The organism is Paracidovorax citrulli (assembly GCF_900100305.1).
Taxonomy (GTDB): domain Bacteria; phylum Pseudomonadota; class Gammaproteobacteria; order Burkholderiales; family Burkholderiaceae_C; genus Paracidovorax; species Paracidovorax citrulli.
This window is the reverse complement of record NZ_FNEY01000009.1, coordinates 1-26,557: the sequence shown is the minus strand read 5'-3', so window position 1 is coordinate 26,557 and position 26,557 is coordinate 1. Positions and strand designations below refer to the sequence as shown.

The 26,557-nt window shown below is 67.2% G+C and carries 25 protein-coding genes, 1 tRNA gene and 4 pseudogenes; 18 read left to right on the top strand and 12 right to left on the bottom strand.

Annotation, left to right across the window (positions count from 1 at the left end; genetic code table 11):
- Positions 1-26: 26 nt before the first annotated feature.
- The 3 genes from BLR99_RS08140 (at position 27) to hmuQ (ending at position 2,198) form a co-directional block, all read left to right on the top strand.
- Positions 27-734, top strand: coding sequence for an alpha/beta hydrolase (locus BLR99_RS08140; protein ID WP_011795419.1), 708 nt, complete (start codon positions 27-29; stop codon positions 732-734).
- A 155-nt stretch (positions 735-889) separates the two neighbouring features.
- Entirely contained in the window at positions 890-1,870 is a 981-nt protein-coding gene (locus BLR99_RS08135; protein WP_011795420.1) for a DUF3014 domain-containing protein, read from the top strand.
- Between the two features lie 19 nt (positions 1,871-1,889).
- On the top strand, positions 1,890-2,198 hold the full coding sequence (gene hmuQ, locus BLR99_RS08130; protein WP_011795421.1) for a heme-degrading protein HmuQ: 309 nt from the start codon (positions 1,890-1,892) through the stop codon (positions 2,196-2,198).
- A 27-nt stretch (positions 2,199-2,225) separates the two neighbouring features.
- On the opposite strand, the gene BLR99_RS08125 is transcribed toward hmuQ, so the two are convergent.
- On the bottom strand, positions 2,226-2,699 hold the full coding sequence (locus BLR99_RS08125; protein ID WP_011795422.1) for an Lrp/AsnC family transcriptional regulator: 474 nt from the start codon (positions 2,697-2,699) through the stop codon (positions 2,226-2,228).
- A 105-nt stretch (positions 2,700-2,804) separates the two neighbouring features.
- Between BLR99_RS08125 and mdeB the strand changes: the two are divergent.
- Positions 2,805-5,488 (top strand): annotated as a pseudogene (mdeB, locus tag BLR99_RS08120) (alpha-ketoglutarate dehydrogenase).
- Between the two features lie 13 nt (positions 5,489-5,501).
- On the opposite strand, the gene BLR99_RS08115 reads toward mdeB, so the two are convergent.
- The gene (locus BLR99_RS08115; RefSeq protein ID WP_074687009.1) at positions 5,502-6,467 is read right to left on the bottom strand and encodes a LysR family transcriptional regulator; all 966 of its coding nucleotides are present in this window, start codon (positions 6,465-6,467) and stop codon (positions 5,502-5,504) included.
- 127 nt (positions 6,468-6,594) lie between these two features.
- Between BLR99_RS08115 and BLR99_RS08110 the strand changes: the two genes are divergently transcribed.
- Positions 6,595-7,587 (top strand): Bug family tripartite tricarboxylate transporter substrate binding protein, encoded by a 993-nt coding sequence (locus BLR99_RS08110; protein WP_011795424.1) that lies wholly within the window; start codon positions 6,595-6,597, stop codon positions 7,585-7,587.
- A gap of 14 nt (positions 7,588-7,601) precedes the next feature.
- Positions 7,602-9,236 carry a gamma-glutamyltransferase gene (gene ggt, locus BLR99_RS08105; protein ID WP_046059623.1) on the top strand — a complete coding sequence of 545 codons (1,635 nt, stop codon included), beginning with the start codon at positions 7,602-7,604 and terminating at the stop codon, positions 9,234-9,236.
- Here ggt and BLR99_RS08100 read toward each other — a convergent pair.
- The 6 genes from BLR99_RS08100 to BLR99_RS08075 all read right to left on the bottom strand — a co-directional run bounded on the left by BLR99_RS08100 (position 9,215) and on the right by BLR99_RS08075 (position 14,731).
- Positions 9,215-10,090: a M90 family metallopeptidase gene (locus tag BLR99_RS08100; protein ID WP_011795426.1), complete on the bottom strand. Its 876-nt coding sequence runs from the start codon at positions 10,088-10,090 to the stop codon at positions 9,215-9,217. The two genes, ggt and BLR99_RS08100, sit on opposite strands and share 22 nt — an antisense overlap.
- A gap of 4 nt (positions 10,091-10,094) precedes the next feature.
- On the bottom strand, positions 10,095-10,889 hold the full coding sequence (locus tag BLR99_RS08095; RefSeq protein WP_041827974.1) for a UDP-2,3-diacylglucosamine diphosphatase: 795 nt from the start codon (positions 10,887-10,889) through the stop codon (positions 10,095-10,097).
- Positions 10,890-11,064: 175 nt separating this feature from the next.
- The gene (locus BLR99_RS08090) at positions 11,065-11,571 is read right to left on the bottom strand and encodes a peptidylprolyl isomerase (protein ID WP_011795428.1); all 507 of its coding nucleotides are present in this window, start codon (positions 11,569-11,571) and stop codon (positions 11,065-11,067) included.
- Between the two features lie 56 nt (positions 11,572-11,627).
- On the bottom strand, positions 11,628-12,221 hold the full coding sequence (locus BLR99_RS08085; RefSeq protein WP_074687007.1) for a peptidylprolyl isomerase: 594 nt from the start codon (positions 12,219-12,221) through the stop codon (positions 11,628-11,630).
- Positions 12,218-13,531 carry a L,D-transpeptidase family protein gene (locus tag BLR99_RS08080; RefSeq protein WP_048857385.1) on the bottom strand — a complete coding sequence of 438 codons (1,314 nt, stop codon included), beginning with the start codon at positions 13,529-13,531 and terminating at the stop codon, positions 12,218-12,220. Before BLR99_RS08080 ends, BLR99_RS08085 begins: the two co-directional genes overlap by 4 nt.
- A gap of 99 nt (positions 13,532-13,630) precedes the next feature.
- Positions 13,631-14,731, bottom strand: coding sequence for a L,D-transpeptidase Cds6 family protein (locus BLR99_RS08075; RefSeq protein ID WP_011795431.1), 1,101 nt, complete (start codon positions 14,729-14,731; stop codon positions 13,631-13,633).
- 222 nt (positions 14,732-14,953) lie between these two features.
- Between BLR99_RS08075 and cysS the strand changes: the two genes are divergently transcribed.
- The 6 genes from cysS to BLR99_RS08045 all read left to right on the top strand — a co-directional run bounded on the left by cysS (position 14,954) and on the right by BLR99_RS08045 (position 21,086).
- Positions 14,954-16,333: a cysteine--tRNA ligase gene (cysS, locus tag BLR99_RS08070; RefSeq protein WP_011795432.1), complete on the top strand. Its 1,380-nt coding sequence runs from the start codon at positions 14,954-14,956 to the stop codon at positions 16,331-16,333.
- Positions 16,334-16,392: 59 nt separating this feature from the next.
- Complete coding sequence (locus BLR99_RS08065; RefSeq protein ID WP_011795433.1) at positions 16,393-17,052, top strand: DNA-3-methyladenine glycosylase family protein; 660 nt, start codon at positions 16,393-16,395, stop codon at positions 17,050-17,052.
- A gap of 68 nt (positions 17,053-17,120) precedes the next feature.
- A complete protein-coding gene (locus BLR99_RS08060; RefSeq protein ID WP_011795434.1) occupies positions 17,121-18,095 on the top strand; it encodes an acetyl-CoA carboxylase carboxyltransferase subunit alpha in 975 nt (324 codons plus the stop codon).
- A 350-nt stretch (positions 18,096-18,445) separates the two neighbouring features.
- Positions 18,446-19,489, top strand: a complete 1,044-nt coding sequence (locus BLR99_RS08055; RefSeq protein ID WP_011795435.1) for a tRNA lysidine(34) synthetase — start codon at positions 18,446-18,448, stop codon at positions 19,487-19,489.
- A gap of 190 nt (positions 19,490-19,679) precedes the next feature.
- A complete protein-coding gene (locus tag BLR99_RS08050; RefSeq protein WP_011795436.1) occupies positions 19,680-20,951 on the top strand; it encodes an aspartate kinase in 1,272 nt (423 codons plus the stop codon).
- A gap of 42 nt (positions 20,952-20,993) precedes the next feature.
- Positions 20,994-21,086, top strand: a tRNA-Ser gene (locus tag BLR99_RS08045).
- Between the two features lie 84 nt (positions 21,087-21,170).
- Here the strand turns inward: BLR99_RS08045 and BLR99_RS23265 are convergent.
- From BLR99_RS23265 to BLR99_RS23425, 3 genes and pseudogenes are all read right to left on the bottom strand, one after another.
- Positions 21,171-22,289 (bottom strand): tyrosine-type recombinase/integrase, encoded by a 1,119-nt coding sequence (locus BLR99_RS23265; RefSeq protein ID WP_046059571.1) that lies wholly within the window; start codon positions 22,287-22,289, stop codon positions 21,171-21,173.
- Between the two features lie 177 nt (positions 22,290-22,466).
- Positions 22,467-22,772: pseudogene (locus tag BLR99_RS23430) on the bottom strand (hypothetical protein); the annotation flags it as partial.
- Positions 22,667-22,984, bottom strand: coding sequence for a hypothetical protein (locus BLR99_RS23425; RefSeq protein WP_228194042.1), 318 nt, complete (start codon positions 22,982-22,984; stop codon positions 22,667-22,669). The gene BLR99_RS23425 and the pseudogene BLR99_RS23430, both read right to left, overlap by 106 nt.
- Here BLR99_RS23425 and BLR99_RS22535 point away from each other — a divergent pair.
- The 6 genes and pseudogenes from BLR99_RS22535 to BLR99_RS08020 all read left to right on the top strand — a co-directional run bounded on the left by BLR99_RS22535 (position 22,983) and on the right by BLR99_RS08020 (position 26,348).
- Positions 22,983-23,678: a hypothetical protein gene (locus tag BLR99_RS22535; protein WP_138919961.1), complete on the top strand. Its 696-nt coding sequence runs from the start codon at positions 22,983-22,985 to the stop codon at positions 23,676-23,678. The genes BLR99_RS23425 and BLR99_RS22535 overlap by 2 nt on opposite strands.
- Positions 23,679-23,690: 12 nt before the next feature.
- Entirely contained in the window at positions 23,691-23,969 is a 279-nt protein-coding gene (locus tag BLR99_RS22530) for a hypothetical protein (RefSeq protein WP_138919962.1), read from the top strand.
- 88 nt (positions 23,970-24,057) lie between these two features.
- Positions 24,058-24,249, top strand: a pseudogene (locus BLR99_RS23420) (recombination protein NinG); the annotation flags it as partial.
- Positions 24,249-24,491 (top strand): hypothetical protein, encoded by a 243-nt coding sequence (locus BLR99_RS08025; RefSeq protein ID WP_233427217.1) that lies wholly within the window; start codon positions 24,249-24,251, stop codon positions 24,489-24,491. The pseudogene BLR99_RS23420 and the gene BLR99_RS08025, both read left to right, overlap by 1 nt.
- A 132-nt stretch (positions 24,492-24,623) precedes the next feature.
- Positions 24,624-25,787, top strand: coding sequence for a hypothetical protein (locus tag BLR99_RS22525; RefSeq protein WP_139160149.1), 1,164 nt, complete (start codon positions 24,624-24,626; stop codon positions 25,785-25,787).
- 93 nt (positions 25,788-25,880) lie between these two features.
- Positions 25,881-26,348, top strand: a complete 468-nt coding sequence (locus BLR99_RS08020; RefSeq protein ID WP_233249075.1) for a terminase small subunit — start codon at positions 25,881-25,883, stop codon at positions 26,346-26,348.
- Here BLR99_RS08020 and BLR99_RS23060 read toward each other — a convergent pair.
- Positions 26,278-26,557 (bottom strand): annotated as a pseudogene (locus BLR99_RS23060) (hypothetical protein); the annotation flags it as partial. The gene BLR99_RS08020 and the pseudogene BLR99_RS23060 sit on opposite strands and share 71 nt — an antisense overlap.

Sequence of the window (26,557 nt, the reverse complement as noted above, 5' to 3'; positions counted from 1 at the left end):
GGGACGGCCAGCCGCTCCAAGTCCCGATGACCCAGTCCACTTCCTTCGCGCCGCCCCCCCTGCTGGATTTGCCGCTCGCCTTTCTCGGCCGCCGTGCCGCGCCGGATACGGCGCAGCCCTGGCTGCTGGTGCTCATGCACGGCGTGGGCAGCCATGAAAAAGACCTTTTCTCGCTCGTGCCCGCCGTGCCCGGGCACTTCCACGTGCTGAGCCTGCGTGCGCCCTACGCCATGGGGCCGGGGGCGAACACCTGGTTCGAATTCTCGGTGGAGCCCGATGGCAGCCGCACCATCCATGAGGCCCAGGAGATCGCCAGCCGCAGCCTGCTGGCGCGCACCGTGGAAAGCGCCGCCGCGCAGCTCGGCGTGCCGCCGGAGCGCGTGGTGGTGGGCGGGTTCAGCCAGGGCGGCATCATGGCGTTGTCCCTGCTGCTCACCCGGCCGGAACTGCTGCAGGCCGCCATGGTCTGGCACAGCCGGCTGCTGCCCCAGGTGCTGCCCCATGCGGTGGAACCTGCCGCGCTGCGGGGCCGTGCGCTGTGGGTGAGCCATGGCGAGCAGGACAACGTGATCCCGCTGGCGAGCGCCCGCGCCCTTCGCGACCATGCGCGCGGCCTGCCGCTGGCCCTGACCTACCGGGAATACCCCGGCATGCACGAGATCCGCCCCGGCGAGCTGCGCGAGGCGATGGACTGGCTGGCCGCCCTCGGTGAGGCCGAGGCGCTCGCGCGCTGACGCCGCCGGGGTGGCGGCTGCCTGCGCATCCGGTCACATGCGCTTACCGCGCCGCTCGCGGCGCGGCTCCACAATGGGCGGTGGCGGGGCTGCTTTCGCAGGCCCTGCATTCCGCCGCGGCGCGCGCCGCGTTTCCGTTCGCGAAAGACATCCGCATGCCCGATTCCGATCCCCAGGATTTCCGCCCGCCGTCCTCTTTGCCGCGCCGCGCATCGCCCGTGGGCTGGGTACTGGCGGGCGTGGCCGGTGCCGCCGCGCTGGCGGGTGCCGCCTGGTGGTTCGGGTGGATTCCGCCGTCCTCCCGCATGGCGGAGCCTCCACCGGCCACCCGGGCGCCCGAGCCCCCCGTGGCCGAGGCGCCGGCATCCGTGCCGGAGCCCGTGGCCTCCGGGCCGCAGCACCCCGTGGACTCCGCGCAGGCGCCGCCGCCGCCCGCGCCGAAGGACTCCGACGCCTTCATCGCACAGGCGCTGGGCGAATGGCTGGGGAGCGATCGCATCGCCGCCCTGCTGCATCTGGACGACATCGTGCGGCGCATCGTGGTCACCGTGGACAACCTGCCCCGGACCCAGGCGCCGTCGCGCCTGTGGCCCGTGCAGCCCGCGCCGCAGCACCTGGCGGTGCAGGCGGAGCCCGGCAGTGCGGTGGACGAGAACGGCGCGCCGCTGCACGCCACCATCGCTGCGGCCAATGCCGCGCGCTACCAGGCCCTGGTCGCCCTCGTGGAAGCGGTACCGCGCGACCGCGCGGTGGCCCTCTACCGGCAGCTCTACCCGTTGTTCCAGCAGACCTATGTGGACCTGGGCTATCCCAAGGGCTACTTCAACGACCGGCTCGTGGCCGTGCTGGGTCACCTGCAGGAAACGCCCGAGCCGCGCGGGCCCCTGCGCCTGCAGCTCACCCGCGTGCAGGGCGACGTGCCGTCCACCCGGCCCTGGGTGCGCTACGAATTCGCCGATCCGCACCTGCAGGCGCTGTCCAGTGGCCAGAAGATGATGCTGCGCATCGGGCCGGAGAACGCACGCCGGGTCAAGGCCGTGCTGGCCGACCTGCGCCGCCGGCTGGTCTCGGCCAATGCGCCTGCCCAGGCCGCCGCCGTGCCTGCTCCGTCGGTGGCCGCGAGCGCCGCACCCTGATCAACCCACGACGCCCGCCATGCCTCTTTTCATCGCCATGAACCGTTTCCGCATCGTCCCCGGCCGCGAGGACGAATTCGTCGAGATCTGGCGCCAGCGCGACAGCCACCTGGCCCAGGTGCCCGGCTTCCAGTCGTTCCACCTGCTGCGTGGCGAGACCACCGCGGAGCGCACGCTGTTCGCCTCGCACACGGTGTGGCAGTCTCGCGCGCACTTCGAGGACTGGACGCGTTCGGAGGCCTTCCGCGCCGCGCATGCGAACGCCGACCAGAAGCGCGACTTGTACCTGGGCCCTCCGCAACTGGAGCTGTTCGACGCCGCGTGGTGAGGCCGCGGTGGCCGCGGCCCTGCGCAGTCACGCGGGCGGCAGTGGAAGCGGCAGGGCGGTCTTGTAACGCACCTGCTTGAGCGCGAAGCTGGAGCGGATCTTCTCGATGCCCGGAATGGGCGTGAGCTGCTCCAGGATGAAGCGCTCCAGAGCGCCGATGTCGGCGACGGCCACGCGGATCAGGTAGTCCGAGTCGCCGCTCATCAGGTAGCACTCCATGACCTCGTCATGCTCGGCGATGCGACGCTCGAACTGCGCCAGTGCCTCCTTGGCCTGCGATTTCAGGCTGATGCTGATGAACACGTTCAGCCCCAGGCCCAGCACGGCCGGGTTCGCCAGGGCGACGTAGCGCGCAATCACCCCCGAGGCCTCCAGCGCCTTGACGCGCGCGAGGCAGGGCGAGGGCGAAAGATGCACGCGCCGCGCCAGCTCCACATTGGAGAGCGAGCCGTCGGCCTGCAGTTCGGCCAGGATGCGCAGATCGATCGTGTCCAGCTTCATGTGCCGCAGTTTAGAAGATCGCCGGCATGAAATGCTGTCATTCGGGGTTTGCCAGGATGCCGAACAGCCGCCCATGCCGCGCCGGGGCCGGTAGAGTGCTTCGGCATGAACGCTCCGCTGCCGCTCCATGCCCTGGGTGCCCAGGCCGCCACCACGGCCTTAGGCACTCCCGTTGCCGATGCCGATCCGCAGGAAACCGCCGAATGGCGCGATGCCTTCCTGGCCCTGGTCGCCACCCAGGGGCCCGAGCGCGCCCGCTTCGTGCTGGACGAACTCGCTGCCCTGGCGCGCCAGCAGCACACCGGCTGGCAGCCCACGCTGAACACGCCGTATGTCAACACCGTGGCCGTGGAGGCGCAGCCGGTGTTCCCCGGCGACCTGGCCATCGAGGAGCGGCTGGCCTCCCTCATGCGCTGGAATGCCCTGGCCATGGTGGTGCGCGCCAACCAGGCCTATGGCGAGCTGGGCGGTCACATCGCCAGCTACGCGAGCGCGGCCGACCTGTTCGAGGCCGGCTTCAACCACTTCTTCCGCGCACGCGAGGGCACCGGCCCCGGCCAGCACCGGGGCGACCTCGTGTTCTTCCAGCCGCACAGCGCGCCGGGCGTCTATGCGCGCGCCTATCTCGAAGGCCGGCTGACCGAGCACGACCTGCAGCACTACCGCCAGGAGATCACCGCGCCCGCGGCGGGCGCGCAGGGCCTCTCCAGCTATCCGCACCCCTGGCTCATGCCCGACTTCTGGCAGTTCCCCACGGGCTCCATGGGCATCGGCCCGATCAGCAGCATCTACCACGCGCGCTTCATGCGCTACCTCACGCACCGCAACCTGCTCGATTGCCAGGGCAGGAAAGTGTGGGGCGTATTCGGCGATGGCGAGATGGACGAGCCCGAAAGCATGAGCGCATTGACGCTCGCCGCGCGCGAGGGGCTGGACAACCTCGTCTGGGTGGTCAACTGCAACCTGCAGCGGCTCGATGGCCCGGTGCGCGGCAACGGCCGCATCGTCGATGAGCTGGAGCGCCTTTTCGCGGGCGCGGGCTGGAACGTGGTCAAGCTGCTCTGGGGCAGCGACTGGGACGGCCTCTTCGCGCGCGACCTGACCGGTACGCTGGCGCGCACGCTGGGCGGCACGGTGGATGGGCAGATGCAGACCTTCGCCGCCAAGGACGGGCGCTACAACCGCGACCATTTCTTCGGCCAGTCGCCGGAACTGGTGGCGCTGGCCCAGGGCCTGACCGACGAGCAGATCGACCGCCTCAAGCGCGGCGGCCACGACCTCGTGAAGATCCACGCCGCGTATGCCGCGGCCGCCGCCCACCGCGGCCAGCCCACGGTGGTCCTGGCCCATACCAAGAAGGGCTATGGAATGGGCACGGCAGGCCAGGGCAGGATGACCACGCACAGCCAGAAGAAGCTGGATGAATCCGACCTGCTGGAGTTCCGCAACCGGTTCAACCTGCCGCTCACCGATGCGCAGGCCACGGGCCTGGCTTTCTACCGCCCGGCCGGTGACAGTCCTGAAATGCGCTACCTGCGCGAGCGCCGCGCCGCACTGGGCGGCACGATGCCGCGCCGCGAGACCGCCTGCGACGTGGTGCCCGTGCCACCCGTGGCGCAATACGCCCAGTTCGCGCTGCAGGCCCAGGGCAAGGAGATGAGCACCACCATGGCCTTCGTGCGCATGCTGGGCGCACTGCTCAAGGACTCGCAGCTGGGCCCGCGCATCGTGCCCATCGTGGCCGACGAGGCGCGCACCTTCGGCATGGCGAATCTCTTCAAGCAGGTGGGCATCTACAGCAGCCTGGGCCAGCGCTACGCGCCGGAGGACATCGGCTCGGTGCTGAGCTACCGCGAGGCGCTGGACGGCCAGATCCTGGAGGAGGGCATCAGCGAGGCCGGCGCCATCGCCAGCTGGACGGCCGCGGCCACCAGCTACAGCGTGCACGGCCTGGCGATGCTGCCGTTCTACATCTACTACTCCATGTTCGGCTTCCAGCGCGTGGGCGACGCCATCTGGGCCGCGGCCGACCAGCGCGCGCGGGGCTTCCTGCTCGGCGCGACCTCGGGCCGCACCACGCTGGGCGGCGAAGGGCTGCAGCACCAGGACGGCTCCAGCCACCTCGTGGCCGCCACCATTCCCAACTGCAAGGCCTACGACCCGGCGCATGCGGGCGAGCTGGCCGTCATCCTGGATGCCGGCATGCGCGAGATGCTGTTGGAGCAGCGCGACGTGTTCTATTACGTCACGCTCATGAACGAGAACTACGCCCAGCCCGACCTGCCGCCGGGCGCGGAGGAAGGCGTGCTGCGCGGCTGCTATGTGTTCAGTGGTCCCACGCCCCCCACGGCCAGGCCGACGCGCCCGCGGTCACCCTGCTGGGGTCCGGCGCCATCCTCACCGAAGTGGTCCATGCCGCGCAGGCCCTGGCGGCCGAGGGCGTGCAGGTGACGGTGGTGAGCGTGACCAGCTGGAGCGAGCTGGCGCGCGACGGCGTGGCCTGCGAGCAGCGCCTGCTGCAGGGCGACGCCGAGCCGGGCACGCCCTGGCTCGCGCAGGTGCTGAAGGGCACGCACGGCCCCGTGGTTGCCGCCACGGACTACGTGCGTGCCGTGCCCGAGAGCGTGCGTGCCTTCCTGCCCGAAGGCCGCCGCTACGTCACGCTGGGCACCGACGGCTTCGGCCGCAGCGACACGCGCGCCGCGCTGCGCAGCTACTTCGGCGTGGATGCGGCCAGCGTGGCCGAGGCCGCGCGCAGCTTGCTGCGCCGGGACGGCGCAGCGGCTTGATCCTGCGTGGGCTTCAGCGGTCCCGACCGGCTGGGGCACTGGCTGCGGATGGGCTCGCCATGGTGGCCTCGGTGATGTGCTCCACGAAAAGCCGCACGGCCTCCGAGGCATGGTCGCGGCTCCAGACCACGCCCACCGGGCCGAAGGGGATGGCACGGTCCAGCGGCAGCACCCGCAGGTTGCCCAGCGTGGCCTGGTACTCGGCCATGGCCCCGGAGCACACGCCCACGTTGTCGCCCTGGTGCAGCAGGGCCTGCAGCGTGGTGATGGCGGCGGTCTCCACCTTGGGCAGCAGCCAGGACGCACCGCTGTCGAGCAGGGCCGTGTCCAGCTGCGAGCGCATCAGCGTGCCCTTGGGCGGCATGATCCAGTTCTCCTGCAGCAGGTCGGCCAGGCGCACGGGCCCGGGCGCATCCCAGAAGCGGCTGGCGCGGCCCACCACCAGGCAGACGTTGTCCTCGAACAGCTCGCGGTGTTCCAGCCGCCCCTGCCAGGCGCGCGCGTCCAGCGAGCCGATCACCACGTCCAGCTGCCGGTTCTCCAGCCCCTCCAGCAGGTTCCCGAACGGACTCTCCGACACGGTGACCGAGATGTACGGGTGCAGGGCCTGGAACTGCGCCAGCGCCTGCGGCACCCCGCGTGCCACGCCGGCCCACACGCTGCCGATGTGCAGGCGCGCGCTGCGGCCCGCGGCCACCGCGCCCAGCTCGAGCTGCGTGCGCGAGATGTCGCCCAGCACGCCCACGGCCAGCCGCTTCATGATGACCCCGGCCGGCGTGAGCTGGATGCGCCGCCCGCGCGTGACCAGGGGCATGCCCACCAGTTCCTCCAGGTCCGCCAGCCAGTGCGACATGGCCGACTGCGTCATGTGCATGCGCGCGGCCGCCTCGGTCAGCGTGCCGGCCTCGTCCAGCACGAGGAAGGATTCGAGGTGCCGGATCTTCAGCCGGCGTGCCCAGGCCACGTGTTCAAGAGACATGAGTAAATGCTAATGGATCCATCGGGCGAATTCGCTGGTCCCGGGGCATGCACCTCCGAATAATCGCTCCAGGAAGGCCGGCATGGGCACGGCTGCACGCACCCTGTTTCTTCGGAGATTGCATACCATGAACAAAACTTCTTGCCTGGCCCGGTGGGCTGCCGTGGCGCTCACCTGGGCCGTGGCCGGCGCCCCGGCCCTGGCGCAGGACGCCGCGGGTTACCCCGGCACCCGTCCCATCCGCCTCGTGGTGTCCCAGCAGGCTGGCGGCAGCTCCGACACGGTGGCCCGCCTGTGGGCCGAACACGCCGGCAAGGCGCTGGGCGCCAATATCGTCGTGGAGAACAAGCCCGGGGCGGGCGGCATCATCGCGGCGCAGCAGGTGCTCGGCCAGCCGGCGGACGGCTACACGCTGATGTTCGGCGGGGTGTCGCAAATGGTGCTCAACAAGTTCGTGTACAAGCCGCTGCCATACGATCCCGAGAAGGACTTCACCGGCGTGGGCATGCTCAGCACCGTGCCCTTCGTACTGGTGGCCAACCCCGCCACGGGCTTCAAGTCGCTGGACGATCTCGTGAAGTACGCCAAGGCGCACCCGGGCGAGCTGAACTTCTCGTCCTCCGGCCTGGGCAATTCGACGCAGCTGGCGGTGGAACTGCTGCAGAAGAAGCTCGGCATCTCGATGACGCACGTGCCTTTCAAGGGCGAGCCCGACGGGCTGATGGCGACCATCGGTGGCCAGACCCAGGTGATGGCCCCGGTGGCCGGCACCGCGCTGCCGCACATCAAGAACCGCAAGGTGGTGCCGCTGGTGGTGCTGGCGCCTTCGCGCCTTGCCGAACTGCCTGATGTGCCGGCCGCCAACGAGCTGGGCGTGAAGGACTTCGATACCATGGGCTGGAGCGGCATCGTCGCCAAGGCCGGCACGCCCCCCGCGATCATCGCGAAGTTGCACGAGGGCACGCGCGCCTTCCACGCCAGCACCGAGGTGCAGGCCAAGCTGCGCGCCATGAACGCGATCCCCATGGCCGGCCCCGCCAGCCAGCTCATGGAGGTGGCGCGCCGCGACACCCAGGCCTGGGGTCCGGCGCTCGACGCGCTGAACCTGAGCGGCAAGTGAGGTCTGAGATGTCCCTGAACAAGCAAGCCATGGTGTCCTGCCCGCAGCCCGAAGCGGCCGAATCGGGCATCGAGATCCTGCGCGCGGGCGGCAACGCGGTGGACGCCGCCGTCGCCACCGCGCTGGCCCAGACCGTGGTGGACCCGCTGATGTGCGGCATCGCCGGTTTCGGCACGGCGGCCGTCTACATGCAGGGCGCCAACGGGCCGGCGGCGCATGAATACTTCGACTTCCACGCACCCGCGCCGCTCGCCTGCCGCGAAGACATGTGGGCCGGCCTGCTCGAAGGCGAGACCCGGGACGGCTTCGGCTTCATCCTGAAGGGCCGCGTCAACGACATCGGCCCGCAGTCCATCGCCACGCCGGCCACGCTCAAGGGGCTGGAGGCCATGCACGGCGCCCATGGCCGCCTGCCGTGGAAGGATGTGGTCGCGCCTGCCATCGCGTGGGCGCGCGACGGCTTCTTCGTGCGGCCCGGCATGCATGCCTTCTGGATCGACGAGCCCACCATGGGCCGCGTAAGCAACCTCGACCGCCTGCGCTACAGCGACGAAGGCCGCGCGCTCTACTGCCGTCCGGACGGCTCGCCCAAGCCCATCGGCACGCCGCTCGCCAATCCCGGGATGGCGGACGTGCTGGAGCAGGTGGCGCAGGAGGGCATCGCCTCCTTCTACGAAGGCGAACTCGCGCGCCGAATGGTGGAGCATGTGCAGTCGCTGGGTGGCCTGCTGTCGCTCGACGACCTGCGGCGCTATGCCGTGCGCCGCGTGGCGCCGCTGGTGGGAAGCTACCGCGGCCGCTCCGTCACCACCAACCAGCCTCCGGGCGGCGGTGCCATGCTGCTGCAGATGCTGAACATCCTGGAGAACTTCCCGCTCGCGGAGATGGAGCACAACGGCCCGGCCTACCTGCGCCTGCTCAGCGAGGCGATGAAGAAGGCCACATCGGACAAGGACCGCCACATCGGTGATCCGGCCTTCGTGGAGGTGCCGCTTCAGGAACTGCTCTCCAAGGACGGCGCGGCGCGCGTGGCCGAGGCGATCCGGGCGGGCGAGCGCTTCCGCGTGGAGCGCGTGAACCCGGGGGCGCCCGTGCCGCGCGACACGACGCACCTGAGCGTGGTGGACGGCGACGGCAACTGCGTGTCGATGACGCATTCGCTGGCCATGCCCTCGGGCGTGATCACGCCGGGCATGGGCTTTTTCTACAACGGCTGCATGGGCGTGTTCGATCCGCGGCCGGGCCGCGCGGGCAGCATCCAGCCGGGCAAGAGCCGTTTCACGTCGTCGTGCCCGAGCATCGTCTTGCAGGACGGCCGGCCGGAAATCGTACTGGGTGCCCCGGGCGGCACGCAGATCGCGATGGGCGTGCTGCAGGTGCTGCTCAACATGATCGACCATGGCATGGGCATGCAGGAGGCCGTCTCGGCGCCGCGCTTCTCGTCCACCAGCAATTCCATCGACGTGTGCAACCGCATTCCGCGCCACGTCACGCGCGCATTGCAGGCGGACGGCTACGAGGTGTTCCGCAACCCGTACAACTACACGATCGGCTGGGTGCACGGCGTGCAGGTCGGGGCGGATGGCCGGCTGCACGGCGGTGCCGATCCGGGGCGCGACGGGGTGGCCTACAGGACGTCGGTGGACTGAGAGGCCGACCGGCGGAAGAATGCGTCCAGCATGGGCATCAGCGTCGGGAATTCCTGCGCGAAGCGTTCGCGGCTGACGAAATAGGCCTCGCAGGCCACGGCGAAGAATTCCGCCGGCGCGGTGGCGCCGTAGGCGTCCAGCCAGGGCCGCTCGCCGCCGAAGCGCTCGGCGATGATGACCCGCTCCCTGAAATCCTGGTAGGCCGGTTCCCAGGCTGCGCGCCACCGCTCGCGTGCCGCACGGGCGCCCTGCGTGCCAAGGAAACCCGGGGGCAGGGGAGGATAGCCGTCCGCGCCGCCGTTGCGCATGTCCAGCTTGTGCGCGAACTCGTGCACGACCACGCTCGTGCCGCTGCCCTGGTCGCCGACCGCCAGGGGCCGGCCCGCGCCGTCCACCGCGGGCCAGCTCAGCATCACGGGGCCGCGGTCCATGGCCTCGCCCAGCAGCACCTCGTCGTAGTCATGCACCACGCCGGCCTCGTCCACGGACTGCCGGCGCGCCACAGCCTCGCCGGGGTGGACGACGATGCCCACGAAATCGTCGTACCAGGCCAGCGCCCCGGCGGGCTCTCCCCAGTGCAGCAGCGGCAGGCAGGCCTGCGCGGCGATGGCCACCGCCATGGCATCGGTCACCTCCAGCCCGTGGGCACCGGTGAACTCCTTGCGCTGCAGGAACAGGGCGCTCAGCGCGCGCAGCTTGGCCTGGTCGTGCAGGGGCAGTTCCGCGAGGAAGCGGTAGCGCGATACCGTCTGCAGCCACAGCGCGGCGGGAATGTCGGGAACCGGGGCGATCGTCGAGCGCACGCGCCGGGAGAGCTTGCGCACCAGGCGCGTGAAAGCGGAGGCAGGGGCCATGCCGCTATCTGGGGACGAGGCTGATGCGTTCCAAGCCCGCGGCCGTGAGGCGCAGTGCCTCAGCGCGCGGCGTCCGTGCGGACAGGTCCCAGTCGGTGAGCACGTGGCGGGCGAGGGCGGTGTCGCCGTCCCCCTGCAGCACGTGGTCGGCGGGCAGGTGGGTGTGGCCGTGGATCAGGGCGCGCGCCTGCGCGGCCTGCAGCCATTGCACGGCCGCGGCATTGTCCACGTCGCCGTAGAAGGCGGTGCCCGACTGCTTGCGGGATTCGCTCTCGGCGCGCGCGCTGCGGCCCTGGGCGCGGCGCGCGGCCAGCGGCAGCGCGAGCAGTTGCGCCTGCCATTGCGGGTCGCGCGCCATGGCGCGGAATTTCTGGTAGGGCAGGTCCGCGAGGCACAGCGCATCGCCATGGCTCAGGAGCCAGCGGCCGCCAGCGAAGACCAGCACCGTGGGGTCCTGCAGCACGGGGATGCCCGTGGCTTCCGTGAACCCGGCACCTACCAGGAAATCGCGGTTGCCGTGCATGAAGTACAGCGCCCTGCGGGACGCGGCGCGGCGCAGCACCGCGCAGCACGCGGCCTCGAAGCTGCCGGCCTCCTGGATCGCGTCGTCGCCCACCCAGACCTCGAACAGGTCGCCCAGCAGGAACACGGCGTCGGCGGACGTCGTGTCCAGGTAATGCGAGAAAGCCTCCACCGTGGCCGGGTGGTCCGCCTCCAGGTGCAGGTCGGAAATGAAATCCACCGTGCGCCACGCGCCGGGCGCAACGAACTCCCGGATGTCGGGTGCAGGCATGCTCATGACCATACGGGAGCAGGAGTGCGCTTGCGCCAGGCTCATGGCCCTCTCACCCGCGCGGCGCCCGCGGTCGGAAGGCCGCGGAGCAGGCCACGCCAGCAGGCGCCGCAGAACCGGCTTTGCCGGGCTGCCGGCGTCGTCCCCCAGGGGGGAAGGCGCGAAGCGACTCAGGGGGGAATCAGGCCACCACGGCCTTTTCGATGATGACGTCGTCCTTCGGCACGTCGTCGTGGAAGCCCTTGCGGCCCGTTTTCACGCCCTTGATGGCGTCCACGATCTCGGTGCCCTTGACCACCTTGCCGAACACGGCGTAGCCCCAGCCCTGGGCGGACGGCGCGGTGTGGTTCAGGAAGCCGTTGTCGGCCACGTTGATGAAGAACTGCGCGGTGGCCGAGTGCGGATCGCTGGTGCGGGCCATGGCCACGGTGTACTTGTCGTTCTTCAGGCCGTTCTGGGCCTCGTTCTCGATGGGCGCATCGGTGCCCTTCTGGTTCATGCCGGGCTCGAAGCCGCCGCCCTGGATCATGAAGCCGGGGATCACGCGGTGGAAGATCGTGTTGTCGTAGTGACCCTTCTTCACGTAGGCGAGAAAGTTCTCCGTGGACTTGGGCGCCTTGTCGGCGTCGAGTTCGAGGACGATCACGCCGTGGCCGGCGATATGGAGTTCGACTTGCGGGTTGCTCATTGCGTTTCCTTATGGGGATCCCGGGTGGGGATGTTGCAGATGCGGGCGAGGGTGGCTCACTGCACCACGGTGGCGGATTTGATCACGACCGGCGTCGCGGGCACGTTCTGGTGCATGCCGCGGCTGGCGGTCTCCACCGCCTTGATCTTGTCCACCACCTCCTTGCCGCTCACGACCTTGCCGAACACGGCGTAGCCGTGGCCGTCGGGGTTGGGCGCGTTCAGCGCGGCGTTGTCCTTCACGTTGATGAAGAACTGCGAGGTGGCCGAATCGGGGTTGCCGGTGCGCGCCATGGCGATGGTGTAGGCATCGTTCTTCAAGCCGTTGCCCGCTTCCAGCGGAATCGGGGCGCGCGTGGGTTTCTGCTGCATGCCGGGCGTGAAGCCGCCGCCCTTGATCATGAAGCCGTCGATGACGCGGTGGAAGATCGTGCCATCGTAGTGCTTGTCCTTCACGTACTGCAGGAAGTTCTCGACCGTCTTCGGTGCCTTGGCGGGATCGAGCTGCAGCACGATGTCGCCCAGGCTGGTCGCCAGCCTGACCTTCGGCGCGGCCGCGGCGGTCTGCGCGGAGGCGGCGGGCGCGAGCGCCGCGAACGCGGCGCCGGCCAGCGCCAGGGCGGCGAATCGTCTGGAAATCAGGGTCGTCATCCAATCACTCCTTCGAAAAATATCTGCCATTGCTGGCCCTTGCGCGTCCAGTACTGGCGCTTGACGGGGCCGGTGCGGGCCCCTTCGGCGACTTCGCCGAACGTTACCACCATGGTGTCGGTGGCATCCGTCCAGCGCAGCAGCGTCCGGTCCTTGAGGTGCAGAGGACGGCCGCGCAGCGCGCGGACCTCGGCTTCGAGGCTCCTGGCGTAGTCGGCGATCGCCATCTTGCCGTAGCTCTGGAAATCAGCCGCATAAAACGACAGCAGGCGGCGCACGTCGCCCTGCGACTTGGCGGCTCGCCAGGCATCGAGCACGGCCTCGAACTGCCGGCGCTCGGCCAGCACCGCCTGGGGCTGCACCCACTGGATCTGCCGGGCGATCACCACCGGCGTGGAGCGGGGCTCCACGGTGCGCAGGATGCGCTCCAGGTCCGGATTGGCCAGGGCCAGGCAACCGTCGGTGGACAGCGGCGCTCGCGAGAACTGCTCGGGCGGCGTGCCGTGCAGCCAGATGCCGCTGCCCGTCTTGCCCCGGCTCACGTCCAGCGGATTGGGGTAGTTGATGGGCAGTGCGCCGGCGCCGTAGAAATCCTTGAGCGTGGCGGGGTCGAGCCGGCTGGTGATGAAGTACACGCCCAGCGGCGTGCGCTGGTCGCCTTCCAGCGCCTTCTCGATCCCGAGCTTGCCGACCGAGGCGTAGTAATCCGCGATCAGCTCCATGCCTTGCTCGGTGTTCTGGAACAGGTACAGGCGCGAGCGCGAGGCATCCACGGCGATCGCATGGCGGGACCGCGCCGAGAGTTCGATGAACTGGGCAGGAATGGCGCGGGCCCCGGGGCGGACGCGCAGCGCGTCCGAGCGCTGCCGGGATTCCGCGCGCAGCTCGGCCAGCACCTCCGCGGCAGTGGGCGAGGGGGACTGGGGCGCATCTCCCTGGCCTGCCGGGACGTCGCCGAACTGGCGCACCGGCCGGGTGCGGGCGGACAGCAGGTCGCCCAGCGCGAGCTGCGCCAACTGGAAATTCGGATAGTCGCGCGCCAGGCTCTCGGCCTTGGCGAGCGCCTCGCGGCTGCGGCCTTCGCCCGTGAGGCGATAGACCTCCATCAGGCGCTGTTCCGCCTGCCCGTCGCGCAGGGGCGCCGGCTGACCGCGCGCCGCGGGCTTGGCCGCAGCGCGCTTGTTGCGCGCGAGGACGCGTTCCTTGTCGCCCTGGGCCAGGGCCGCGGGCGCGCAGAGCGCGCCGCAGACCACCGACAAAGCGGTTGCCGCCGCGAGCGCGCGGCTACGGAAGGGAATCGCGATCGACATCGGCTCAGCGGAGGGGGGTGCAGGCCGGCGGCAGGCCGGAGCCGGCACCGCCGCACGGTGCCTGGAAGAAAAAGGGCCAGGGCGCCCGCCGGACCGCCATCAGCCGCCGGTGGTCTCGCGCACGATCAGCCAGCGGCCGCCGGTATGCACCAGATCGAGGGTCTTGCGGCTGTTCACGCTGTAAGAGCCGGAACTGTAGCCCTGGCGGAAGCGTGCCTGGGCCTTGTTGTCCTTGACCGTGACCTGGAGGTCGTTGATGCTGACATTGATCTTGGCGCGGCCCACGATGCGGTCGCGGCGCTCCTTTTCCCAGGCGGCGCGGCTCTGCTTGCCGGAAGGGGTGAAGGACGGGTCGTAGGCACCCAGGTAGCCATGCATGTCCTGGCTTTCCCAGGCGCTGGCCCAGGCGCGCACGGCGGCCGCGACTTCCTTCTCGGCCGCGGCCGGGGATGCCGCCGCGGCAGGCGCCGGTGCAGGAGCGGGCGCCGGTGCCGGCGATGGGGCGGGCAGGTTGGCAGGGGCCGGCGCGGGGGGCGTGGAGGGTGCGGGAGCCGGTGCTGCGGCACGCGTGGGTGCCGCTGCCGGAGATGCCGCCGGTGCTGGCGACGACGCGGGGGCGCGGGCGGTCGCGGTGGCCACCGGGGTGGCCGATTTCGCCGCGGCGGACTTGCCGGCGTCGCCCGAGAACAGGTCCCGGATCAGGTTCAGCTTGGGCCGCAGCGTGTTGGCGTTGGAGGCGTCCAGCTGCAGGGCCTTGTTGTAGGCCTGGCTGGCGAGCTTCGCGTAGATGTCGCCCAGGTTCTCGTGGGCCGTGGCGTAGCTCGGGTTGGTGCGGATCGCCATCTCGAGGGCCGTGCGCGCCTTGTCGAGCTGGTTCTGGTTCGCGTAGAGCACGGCCAGGTTGTTGTAGGGCTCGGGCAGCTCGGGGTAATCCTCGGTGAGCTTGGTGAACGTCGCCACCGCATCCGCCTGCTTGCCCGAATCCGCCTGCGCCACGCCGCGCAGGAAGCGCAGCTGGGGATCGCGCGGATTGGCCAGGAGGCGCTGGTCCGCCTTGGCCAGCGCTTCCTGGCTCTTGCCGGACTTGAGCAGCTGGGTGATCTCTGCATAGTCGTCAGCGTGGGCCAGCGGCGCCCCCAGCAAGGCCGACAGCACCAGCAGTCGCAGGAGATGGGGGAGTGGGCGGCGGGCTTGCGTCATGGGTGGTGGCAACGGGTATGAAAGTGTCGATCGGTAACGGGCCTTATACTGCGGCGGATTGTAGCCGAGGGGTTTTGCCATGCCGGTGCGCTGTTGCCGCTCCTGATTCGCGTGTCGCGCAGATGCTGCGCATACCTCGCACGCCGGCCCGTCCGGCGCCACGGTCCGCTGAGGCCGGGGCCGCCGGCCCGCAGTCCAACACCCCCTCTTCACTGATATTCCATGAGTTTGCGCATCTACAACACGCTGTCGCGTGCGATGGAGGACTTTTCCCCGCTCGAACCCGGCCATGTCCGCATGTACGTCTGCGGCATGACCATCTACGACCTCTGCCACATCGGCCACGCCCGCATGATGATGGCGTTCGACGTGGTGCAGCGCTGGCTCCGCAGCAGCGGCTTGCGCGTTACCTATGTGCGCAACATCACCGACATCGACGACAAGATCATCCGCCGCGCGGTGGAGCGGGGCATCACCATCCGCCAGCTCACGGACGAGATGACGGCCGCCATGCACGAGGACATCGGCGCCCTGGCGATCGAGCCGCCCACGGTCGAGCCGCGCGCCACCGAATACGTGCCCCAGATGCTCTCGCTCATCGGCACGCTGGAGCGCAAGGGCCTGGCCTACCGCGCGGGCAGCGGCGACGTGAACTACGCCGTGCGCCGGTTCGAGGGCTACGGCAAGCTGTCGGGCAAGTCCCTGGACGAATTGCGCGCGGGCGAACGCGTGGCCGTGCAGGACGACAAGCAGGATCCGCTCGACTTCGTGCTCTGGAAGGCCGCCAAGCCCGGCGAGCCGCCCGAGGCGAAATGGGACAGCCCCTTCGGCACCGGCCGGCCGGGCTGGCACATCGAGTGCTCGGCCATGAGCTGCGCCACGCTCGGCGAGAGCTTCGACATCCACGGCGGCGGGGCGGACCTGCAGTTCCCCCACCACGAGAACGAGATCGCCCAGAGCGAGGGTGCCACCGGCAAGCCGCTGGCGCGCTTCTGGATGCACAACGGCTTCGTGCGCGTGGACAACGAGAAGATGAGCAAGTCGCTCGGCAACTTCTTCACCATCCGCGAGGTGCTGCAGCAGGTCGATGCCGAGACGCTGCGCTTCTTCATCGTGCGCACGCACTACCGCAGCCCGCTCAACTACAGCGACGTGCACCTGCAGGATGCGCGCGCTTCGCTCAAGCGGCTCTACACCGCGCTCGCCCTGGTCGCGCCGGAAGACATCGGCGCCATCGACTGGGCCGATCCCCATGCGGCCCGTTTCAAGGCGGCCATGGACGAGGATTTCGGCACGCCCGAGGCGGTGGCCGTGCTGTTCGAGCTGGCGGGCGAGGTGAACCGTACGCGGTCTGCCCGTCTGGCCGGCCTGCTGAAGGCACTGGGCGGCTGCCTGGGGCTGCTGCAGGGAGATCCGCAGGCCTTCCTGCGGCAGGGGGTGCAACTGGACGCGGCCGAGATCGCCGCCCGCATCGCCGCGCGCGCGGCCGCCAAGGCAGCGCGCGACTTCGCCGAAGCCGACCGCATCCGCAACGACCTGCTCGCGCAGGGCATCGTGCTCAAGGACTCCCCCGCGGGCACGACCTGGGAGGCCGCGCAGTGAGCCCGGGCCGCCCCTTCCGTTTCCCGCACCGCCGGTCTCCCCTCCAGACAAGGTAAGCCGTGGCCCCCAGCAAGAAAACAGCGGGGACGGCCGAGCCGTCCACCGCCCCGGGCTACTGGGCGGACGCCTGCCGCCACCTGGTCAAGAAGGACCGCGTCATGAAGCGGCTGATCCCGCAGCTCGGCGACGTGGCCCTCGTGGCCCGCGGCGACGCCTTCACCACGCTGGCGCGCAGCATCGTGGGGCAGCAGGTCTCGGTCGCGTCCGCGCAGAAGGTCTGGGACAGGTTCGCCGCGCTGCCCCGCAGCATGACGCCGGCCGCCGTGCTCAAGCTCAAGGTGGACGACATGCGCGCCGCGGGCCTGTCCGCCCGCAAGGTGGACTACCTGGTGGACCTGGCGCTGCATTTCGACACCGGCCGCCTGCACGTCAAGGACTGGGATGCGATGGACGACGAAGCCATCGCGGCCGAGCTGGTCGCCATCCGCGGCATCGGCCGGTGGACGGCCGACATGTTCCTGATCTTCCACCTGGCGCGGCCCAACGTGCTGCCCCTGGACGACGCTACCCTGCTGCAGGGCATCAGCCAGCACTATTTCTCGGGCGACCCGGTCAGCCGCAGCGATGCCCGCGAGGTCGCCGAGGCCTGGAAACCCTGGTGCAGCGTGGCGAGTTGGTATATTTGGCGGTCGCTCGCCCCCCTGCCGGTGGACTATTGACCGTCCGCCAGGACACTGCGTGCCGCGCGTTCCGCGCGCGCCGAGGCTACAGCCCAAGGAGAAAACAATTGGCGAAAAAGACTTTTCTGGACTTCGAGCAGCCCATCGCCGAGCTGGAATCGAAGATCGAGGAACTGCGCTACGTGCAGACCGAAAGCGCGGTGGACATTTCCGAGGAAATCGACCAGCTCAGCCGCAAGAGCCAGCAGCTCACCAAGGACATCTACAGCGAGCTGACGCCCTGGCAGATCACGAAGATCGCCCGCCACCCCGAGCGGCCCTACACCCTCGACTACGTGCGCGAGATCTTCACCGATTTCGTCGAGATGCACGGTGACCGGCACTTCGCCGACGACCTCTCCATCATCGGCGGCCTCGCGCGCTTCAACGGCCATGCCTGCATGGTGATCGGCCACCAGAAGGGACGCGACACCAAGGAGCGTGCCGCGCGCAACTTCGGCATGAGCCGCCCCGAGGGCTACCGCAAGGCCCTGCGCCTCATGAAAACGGCCGAGAAGTTCCGCCTGCCCGTGTTCACCTTCGTGGACACGCCGGGCGCCTACCCCGGCATCGACGCCGAGGAGCGCGGCCAGTCCGAGGCCATCGGCCGCAACATCTTCGAGATGGCGCAGCTGGAAGTGCCCATCATCACCACGGTGATCGGCGAGGGCGGCTCCGGCGGCGCGCTGGCCATCAGCGTCGCCGACCAGGTCGTGATGCTGCAGTATTCGATCTATTCGGTCATCAGCCCCGAGGGCTGCGCCTCCATCCTCTGGAAGACCGGCGACAAGGCCCAGGACGCGGCCGATGCCATGGGCATCACCGCGCACCGCCTCAAGGCCCTGGGCCTGGTGGACAAGATCGTGAGCGAGCCCGTGGGCGGCGCCCACCGCGACCACAAGCAGATGGCCGCCTTCCTCAAGCGCGCGCTGGGCGACGCCCACCGCCAGCTGGCGGACCTCAAGCCGCGCGAACTGCTGGACCGCCGCTACGAGCGGCTTCAGAGCTACGGCCGGTTCAACGATACCCGCGCAGAAAGGTGAAGCACCCCCCCGAGGCCCTGCGGGCCTTCCCCCCGCTCTCGCCGTGCTGCGCACGGCGGGCAGGAGGACGACGCCGGTGGCCCGGCGGAGCCGGTTCCACGGCGTCTGCTGGCTTGGCCTGCTCCGCGGCCTTCAGACAGGTAAGGCCGCTGGGGGCCTCCACTGGCCCCGGGGTTTTGGATTACCGCCGACTGCTGCATTCGGGTTGGCACTCTTCGTCGCTGCCATGTGCGTGGGCGAGTCGAGCGTGCTGCGCCACGAATGATTGATATGTTCAGGGCATTCGTATCCATGCCTGCTGCACGGCCCTTCGGGGCCGTTTTCGTTTTCCCTGGGCGAGGGGCGGCGCGATGACGCTGGCTTTCGATACGGCCATGGACCGTTTCCGGCCGGCGCTGCCCCTGGGCGTGGCGCTGAGCGGCGGGGCGGATTCGACGGCGCTGCTGCACGCCTGCGCGCAGCGCTGGCCGGGGCAGGTGCATGCGCTGCACGTGCACCATGGATTGCAGGCCGCGGCGGATGGTTTCGAAACTCATTGCCGGGCGCTCTGCGGGCGGCTGGGTGTGCCGCTGCGCATCGCGCGTGTGGATGCGCGCCATGCTGGGGGTGAGAGCCCCGAGGATGCGGCCCGGCAGCGGCGCTATGAAGCCCTGCGGGACCTGGCCGGCGGCCAGCAGGGAGCCCATCAGGCAGGTACGGACGGGGTCATGCCGGAGATGGAAGCGGGGCAGGGCGGACCGGGAGGCGATGGGGACCCGGATAGGCCCGCGGCCGGGCGACCCGTGCTGGCCTCCGTTGCGCTGGCCCAGCATGCCGACGACCAGGTGGAAACCGTGTTGCTCGCGCTCTCGCGCGGCGCCGGGGTGGCGGGGCTCGCCGCCATGCCGGCCTTCTGGCGGCGGGGCGGCATCGACTGGCACCGGCCGCTGCTGGACGTCGCAGGCGCGGACGTACGCGCCTGGCTGACCGCGCGCGGCGAGGGCTGGGTCGAGGATCCGACGAACGCGGACGAGCGCTATACCCGAAACCGCATCCGCGCGGGGCTGCTGCCGGCGCTGCAGGCCGCGTTTCCCCAGTTCCGCGACACCTTCGCGCGCAGTGCCTCGCACGCGGCGGAAGCTGCCGTGCTGCTGCGCGAACTGGCCGGGGCCGATCTGCAGGCCACGGGCCTTCCTCCGCGCATCGCCGTGCTGCGCGCGCTGGGCCGGGAACGCCAGGCCAACCTCCTGCGCCACTGGCTGCGCACGGCGCATGCCACCACGCCCACGGCTGCGCAGTTGGGCGAACTGCTCGACCAGATCGCTGCCTGCGCCACGCGCGGCCACCGCATCCGCATCAAAGTGGGACGGGGCTTCGTGGTGCGCCAGGGCGACGAGCTCGGTTGGTACAATTGACGGGTTTTGGTCTTCTCTCTCATTCGCACGAAACACGGCGGCGCGCCAAAACACCTCAGCCACAGAGCATAGGGTGCCTACGAGGTCCCGGGGCCTGTGAGGCGCAGGGGGCCTTCCATCCCGCAGGTCCGCTCCTGTGTCTTTCCCTCCTTTCGCGCCGCGGCCTTCGTACCGTCATCCCGGATATCCAATGGCATTGATCGTTCACAAATACGGCGGCACATCGATGGGCTCCACGGAGCGCATCCGCAATGTCGCCAAGCGCGTCGCCAAGTGGGCACGGGCGGGCCACCAGATGGTGGTGGTGCCCAGCGCCATGAGCGGCGAGACCAACCGCCTGCTCGGCCTGGCCAAGGACCTCGCTCCCTCGCGCGCCTCCTCCGCCTACCACCGCGAACTCGACATGCTCGCCGCCACCGGCGAACAGGCTTCTTCCGCCCTGCTGGCCATCGCGCTGCAGGCCGAAGGCATGGAGTCGGTGAGCTACGCCGGCTGGCAGGTGCCCATCCGCACCGACAGCTCCTACACCAAGGCCCGCATCGAATCCATCGACGACCAGCGCGTGCGTGCCGACCTCGCTGCCGGCAAAGTGGTGATCGTCACCGGCTTTCAGGGCATCGACGAGCACGGCCACATCACCACGCTGGGCCGTGGCGGCTCCGACACCTCGGCCGTGGCCGTGGCGGCGGCCATGAAGGCTGCCGAATGCCTGATCTACACCGACGTGGACGGCGTGTACACCACCGACCCGCGCGTGGTCGCCGAAGCACGCCGCCTGCACACCGTGAGCTTCGAGGAAATGCTCGAGATGGCCAGCCTCGGCAGCAAGGTGCTGCAGATCCGCTCCGTGGAGTTCGCCGGCAAGTACAAGGTGCCGCTGCGCGTGCTCTCCAGCTTCACGCCCTGGGACATCGACATCGAGGAAGAGGCCCGCTCCGGCACGCTCATCACTTTTGAGGAAGACGAAAAAATGGAACAAGCCGTCGTATCCGGCATCGCTTTCAACCGCGACGAGGCCAAGATCTCCGTGCTGGGCGTGCCCGACAAGCCCGGCATCGCCTACCAGATCCTGGGCGCCGTGGCCGACGCCAACATCGAGGTGGACGTCATCATCCAGAACCTCAGCAAGGACGGCAAGACCGACTTCAGCTTCACGGTGAACCGCAACGACTTCGCGCGCACCGTCGATCTGCTCAAGGAAAAGGTCGTGCCCGCCCTGGGCGCGCAGGAAGTCGTCGGCGACGCCAAGATCTGCAAGGTGAGCATCGTCGGCATCGGCATGCGCAGCCACGTGGGCGTCGCCTCCAAAATGTTCCGCGTGCTGAGCGAGGAGGGCATCAACATCCAGATGATCTCCACGTCCGAGATCAAGACCTCCGTGGTCATCGACGAGAAGTACGTCGAGCTGGCCGTGCGCACGCTGCATAAGGCTTTCGAACTCGACCAGCCCTCCGCTGCCTGAACGCCCAAAAGCGCGCAAATTTTGGGTTAGAATAGTGGGATTGGAAACGTGACCGAGTGGCCGAAGGTGCTCCCCTGCTAAGGGAGTATGGGGTGTAGAGCCTCATCGAGGGTTCGAATCCCTCCGTTTCCGCCAAAGCATGAACCCCTAAGTGATTGATTCTCTTAGGGGTTTTTTGCATCTGGCTCACGGCCTTGGGAGTCCATCCCTAATCCATCCCTAAATCGCCTTTTTCTGGTCTTGCGCCGGGCCAGAAATCGCAGCGTTCACGGCGGCGCGATTCGCCCCGCGGTCGGCCGACGGGATCCACTTGGCATAGTCCCGCATCATCACCTGCACGCTGTGGCCATGCTGCAGGGCCACCCACATCGGGTTCGCCCCGGCCATCAGCGCGAGCGTCACGCTGGTGTCGCGACACTCCTTCGGCGCGCGGTATCGCACCCCCGCCTTCCGGAGGGCGGCGCGCCATACTCGGCGCTGCGACTGCTCATCAACGAAGGGCTTGCCGGTGTTAGGGTTCCAGAACACCTCCCGGCCCGTGGCCTCGGTGCGGGCACGCTGGCGCCGGATGGCGTTGTAGGCCCGATCGTTCAGCTCCACCTGCCGCTCGACATTGGTCTTGGTGCGGTCCTTGTCCTTGGTCAGCACCCTGGTGCGCCACACCGGCGCCGTCCGGCTGCGATGGTCCACATCCTCCCAGAGGAGTGCGATCTGCTCGCTTGCACGGAAGCCGGCGAAAAAAGAGAACTCGAAGTAGTTGGCCCATGCGCTTCCGGCTTGCTCTTCCAGCGCGCGCAGGATCGCCTCCACCTCGTTGGGAGAGAAGGGGCCGGGCATGGCCTTCTGCACCTTCTGGTTGTCGATCCCGTCGGTTGGATTCAGCACATCGCTGCGGGCCTTGCAGATCAGCTCGAACACCCCCCGCAGCGGGATCAAGATGTTGTTCTGCGTCTTGCGCGCCAACGCGCGGCGCTTTTTGCCCGTCTTCTCGTCCAGGCGGGGTGCTGACAGGTCGGCCAGACGCTCGAGCACCATGACGTGCGTGATGCGCTCCGGCGGCAGGTGGCCGAACACCGGGAGCCAGTAGGCGGCCAGGTGGCGGAGGTAGACGAGGTGCGAGGAGTGCTCCAGCCCACGGGCCGACAGCCGGCCCCATACCTTCGCCCAGTCCTGGAAGAGGCGGGATTCCTCGTCCGTAGCGGGCTGCGCGACCGCCAGGTTCTTGTAGTCGGGGAAGTGCTCGGCGAAGCGAAACTTGCCCTGGTTGATCTCCTCCACGATGGTGGCGCGCAGCCGCGCCGCGTGCTTGCCTGCGGTGTCGGCCAGCCCGTCAGCCAAAGCGGCACTGCTTGCCCCAGCGCCAGGCCGAAGCCATTCCCGTTGCCCGTGCGCGCTTTGCATTCCTCGCGCCGCTGCTGCAGGCGCTCCACGTCCTTTGCTTCGAATCCGCTCGCGCTGGGCATCGGCCACGGCGCACCAGTAAAGCCTGTCTCGGATATGCGGAGCACCGACGCCCGCAGCCGGGAACGGGACCGCTCCGACCCGGTATCCCAGGCCTTCCAGGTCATCCTGTACAAGGTCGATCCAAGGGTCTGCGTCGCGGCTTGCAACCTGCTCTCCAAGGACCGCTGGAGGTCGGCGCTCCGCGATGAGGTGGTGGAAGTCCGGCCAAAGGTGCCGCTCGTCAGCAAACCCAGTTCCCGCGCCTGCCGCGCTCAAAGGTTGGTAAGGACAGAACCGGTCCAAACAGGTCGGTCGTCTGGCCAGCTGGCGCGGCGCAGGGCCAGGGACCAGACCCCAATGCCGGCGAAGAAATGGCACTGCGCGAATCCGCGCAGATCGTCGGGGTGAACATCCTCGGTGCTCCTTTCGTCCACCACTCCGGACGCGATGTGCCCGGCAGCGATGAGGTTGCGCAGCACTGGGCCGGATACGGGTCGATCTCGTTGTAGTAGGCGCTCATTGGAAGAAAATAAATAATGCCGCTCGCTTTGCATGGATAATTCGCCATGTTTTGTTCGAGGGACCGCCATGGTTATAAAAGCTAGAGGCTCAACGCTGATTTTTATAGCTGTAGCTGCTGCTATGGCTGGGGTTTTATTTTTGTTTATTTATAGCGATTGGGCTTGGAAGTCTGCGGCGCCCAACAATCTCGATCGCATCATTGCAGCCTTTTCGGCAATTGGAACTTGCGCAGCAGCAGTGATTGCATTGTGGTTGTCGCAAATGCAAACACGGCGAAGTCATAAAGAGGCTCTCGAGCGAGCGCAGCTTTATGCTTCAGGAATGTCAGTGCAATTGCTGAAGACAGGAAGAGATCTTGAGTCAGCCGAAACCCTGTATGGTTTCGAGGATGCGTCAATAGAGAACAAAGATCATCAAGACCATGAATTCGTAAGACTGGTTCAACTTTTTAGCCGTGTGCTATACAAACCATCACATGAGGAACTTGTGGCGATTTTGCCTCTTCCTAATCAATGTGCGCATCGCATCGCTCGAGCATATGACATTATTTCGAAGTTGAGGACGGATTTGACGGATTCGTGGGAAGCGAAGACTTTCGGTTATGCTGCCGTCCACGCCCGTCAAGTCTGGTTGGACGCGTGGTATAGGCAAGTGCGCGAAGCGGCTGAATTGCTTTTGGCCGCAAGCATTCAGTTGGATGAGGCTTCAAAATCGTCCGCAACTCGTCCATCCTTGGAAGAGCTGGATCGGACTCCTTTCTAATGGAGGAGAAGAATGACGCAGAAGAATGAAACAGAAGCCGAAACAGGCGAACAGAAGGAGGGAGGGAATTGGTTCAAGTTTTTCTTTCCAGATGTGCCGGCGGCAGTTGCTCAAGGCCGTTTGCCATTAAAGTTCCATTCGCTGCATGAAGTCGCTGCCTGGGCCAAGAGCCACAAACAGGACGGTGAGACCGCGCTCCGACTTTGGCTCACCACCGAAGGAGTGGACGATTTATCTAGGCGACTCGTAACTGTCTGGATCGAACAGGCGGGAAGCCGTTCGAGCCGATGAAACCCGGCGGATTGGTTGACGCAGGCCATTCCGCAGCCGCAGCGCTGCCGGGCACCTTCGCTTCCACGAGGACAACTGCTTCGCTCAGCGAAAGAACTGCAACCTCCCGGGCGGCACGACCTACGCCGCTTTCAGGGCCTGCGTGGTGGCGCGCATCGGGGAAGAGCGTGTGCAGGCGCTTGAGCAGAACAACGGCGTTCGCAAATGGACGCACGACGAGCTGCGCGGCATCCGCGACCACTACCGCGCGGCGCTGAAGGCGCTGAAGCAGAACGCCTGATGGAGACGACCACAGTGAGCGACCCCATGGATTGGTTGGCGGCTCAGATTGGTGCGCGCCAGGAGCCCCCGCGCCCGCAGCACGCGAACCCTCGGCCGGCCGGCGTGATCCGCCCGGGCAGTGGGACGGACGTGCTGCTGCGCTTCCTGCGCCTGCATCCCCTGCGCTGGTTCTTCCACTCCGAACTGGTGCTGGCCCTGGGCCGGTCAAAGGGAGAGTGGATTGGGCTCTGCAGTACCTGACGGGGCAGGGTTTCATCCTGGCTGAGATGGCCGAGTTGCCGGGACGCAAGGCGGTACTGCGTTATCGTTTAATGTCTGGCTCCGGCGGGATCGCCTGAGTGATAATTTGTCTCTTGTTAAAATGGAGGAGCTATGGATTTCAGTCATAAAAATAAGCGCTTATTTCTTTTGAAAGAAATTAGGCCCATTATTAATGCGCTAGAGGCAGATCTACAGAGATTGGCTGAAAATCCAAAATTTCGATTGACAGGTGCGGTCGATCTGGAAATTAAAAAAATACTTGACTCGTTGAAGAGGTTGGCCGAATTGATTCGGCTGGATGATGATTATGTACGGTACGCAAAAATTTCTTTTGAAATACTGGCTTCTATTCGTCATTTGTTGGACGGTTTTGTAAATAAAATACTTCTTGACATTGATGAGGTGCAGCTTATCGATCGCTTAGGTGAAAATGCAGCATTACTAAATGATAGGTTGGCAAGTAACGCGGATGATGCAGAGAAGGAGGCAAAGAAGTTAAATAGTAGGCAAAATCAGATTGAAGCCTCTGAACTTCGGGCAAAATATGCCGCTCTCTCAGGCGCCGCTGAATCTATGGGGCAGAAGCTGGCTGCTGCGGAAGCTCGGATAGCTGCTTTAAGCGAGTTCGGTAGCAAGTCAGCGGAGACGATAGATGAGGTGACTAAGAATCTGGGGAGCGAAGCGAGGAAAGAGCTTGGTGTTCAGTTGGCTGCAATGAATGTTGATATAAATAATTTCTATGAAAACATTCGCTCACGTTCAGAAGAGTTCGAAGGCTATCAGAAGCAAGCAATTGATATGCTTGGGCAGATGAGTGCCACAGTTTTGTCTGGCGGGTATCTGGGCAGCGCTCAGCGCGAGGAGTCAGCCGCTAATTTATTCAGATGGCTCTGCATAGGGTTGATGGGCATCACCGTTGTTTTGCTGATATCCACTATTTATAAGTTGAGTTTCGATGGTCTTGATTGGAAGATTGCGTTGACGAGGTTGTTGGCGACCTTGTTAATGGCAGTTCCAACTGCATACTTGGCTAGAGAATCGGGAAAACATCGTATTCAAGCAAATAAACTAAGGAAGACGTCATTAGATTTTTCGGTGTTGGAGCCCTTCTTGAAGAGTGTTGAAGGTGAGGTAGGGACCACTTTGAGATCGGAACTCGCGCGGAGAGTATTCTTTTCGGATGTTAATGAAGATAAAACTTCATCATATACTGTTGAGCCTCAAATAATAATATTAAAAGCCTTAGACGCGATGGAAAAAATAGCCAAACGCTAGAAACTATCCCTTTTGGTTCCGCGCAATCAAGTGCCGGTGCCTTTTTTATTACGCAGCCCTTTGCAGTCGTGCCAAGCCTGACAGCTTCGGCATATGACCAAACCGACCTCCAAGAAGCCCATGCCCGCGAAGGGCAAGAGCGCCAGGCGCAGCGCCAAGGCCGGGGCTGCTCCCAAGAAAGCCCAGATCACCACCGAGGACCGGCACCGGCTCTTCGCGCGTGAGTTCGTCGCCAACGGCTTCAACGCCACCCAGGCCGCCGTCTCGGCCGGGTACAGCACCAACACCGCCGCGTCCCAAGGCGCACGCCTGTTGAGAGATGCCAAGGTCCAGGAATATGTGAGGGAGGCGAAGGCCGTGGTGATCGAGCGCGCCGAGGTGAAGGGCGAAGACGTGGTGCGCCGCCTGAACCAGATGCTCATGGCGGACCCGCGCGAGCTGGTGGAGGCCTTCGTGGCCTCGGAGCATGTCAAGGTAGTTGTCGCGTCGATCAAGCAGCCCGAGGCTGCGTATTCGATGCGGTCGCCGCGGCATTGGAGATGCCGTCGCGCTCAGGGTTGAGCGTGACCGATTGGACCGGCGCCCAGTTGCGGGTGCTGCCCGACCAGCGCGCGGGGTTGCGCTGTCGGGCCTGGGTGTAAAGGTGATGGCGAGCCTGCAGGATGGCCTGGTCCTGCCCGGCATGGCGCTGCGTCGGCGTGACGTAGCCGATCGCGCTGTGGCGGTGCTCGCAGTTGTACCAATGCACGAAGCCGCTGGCCCACTGGCGT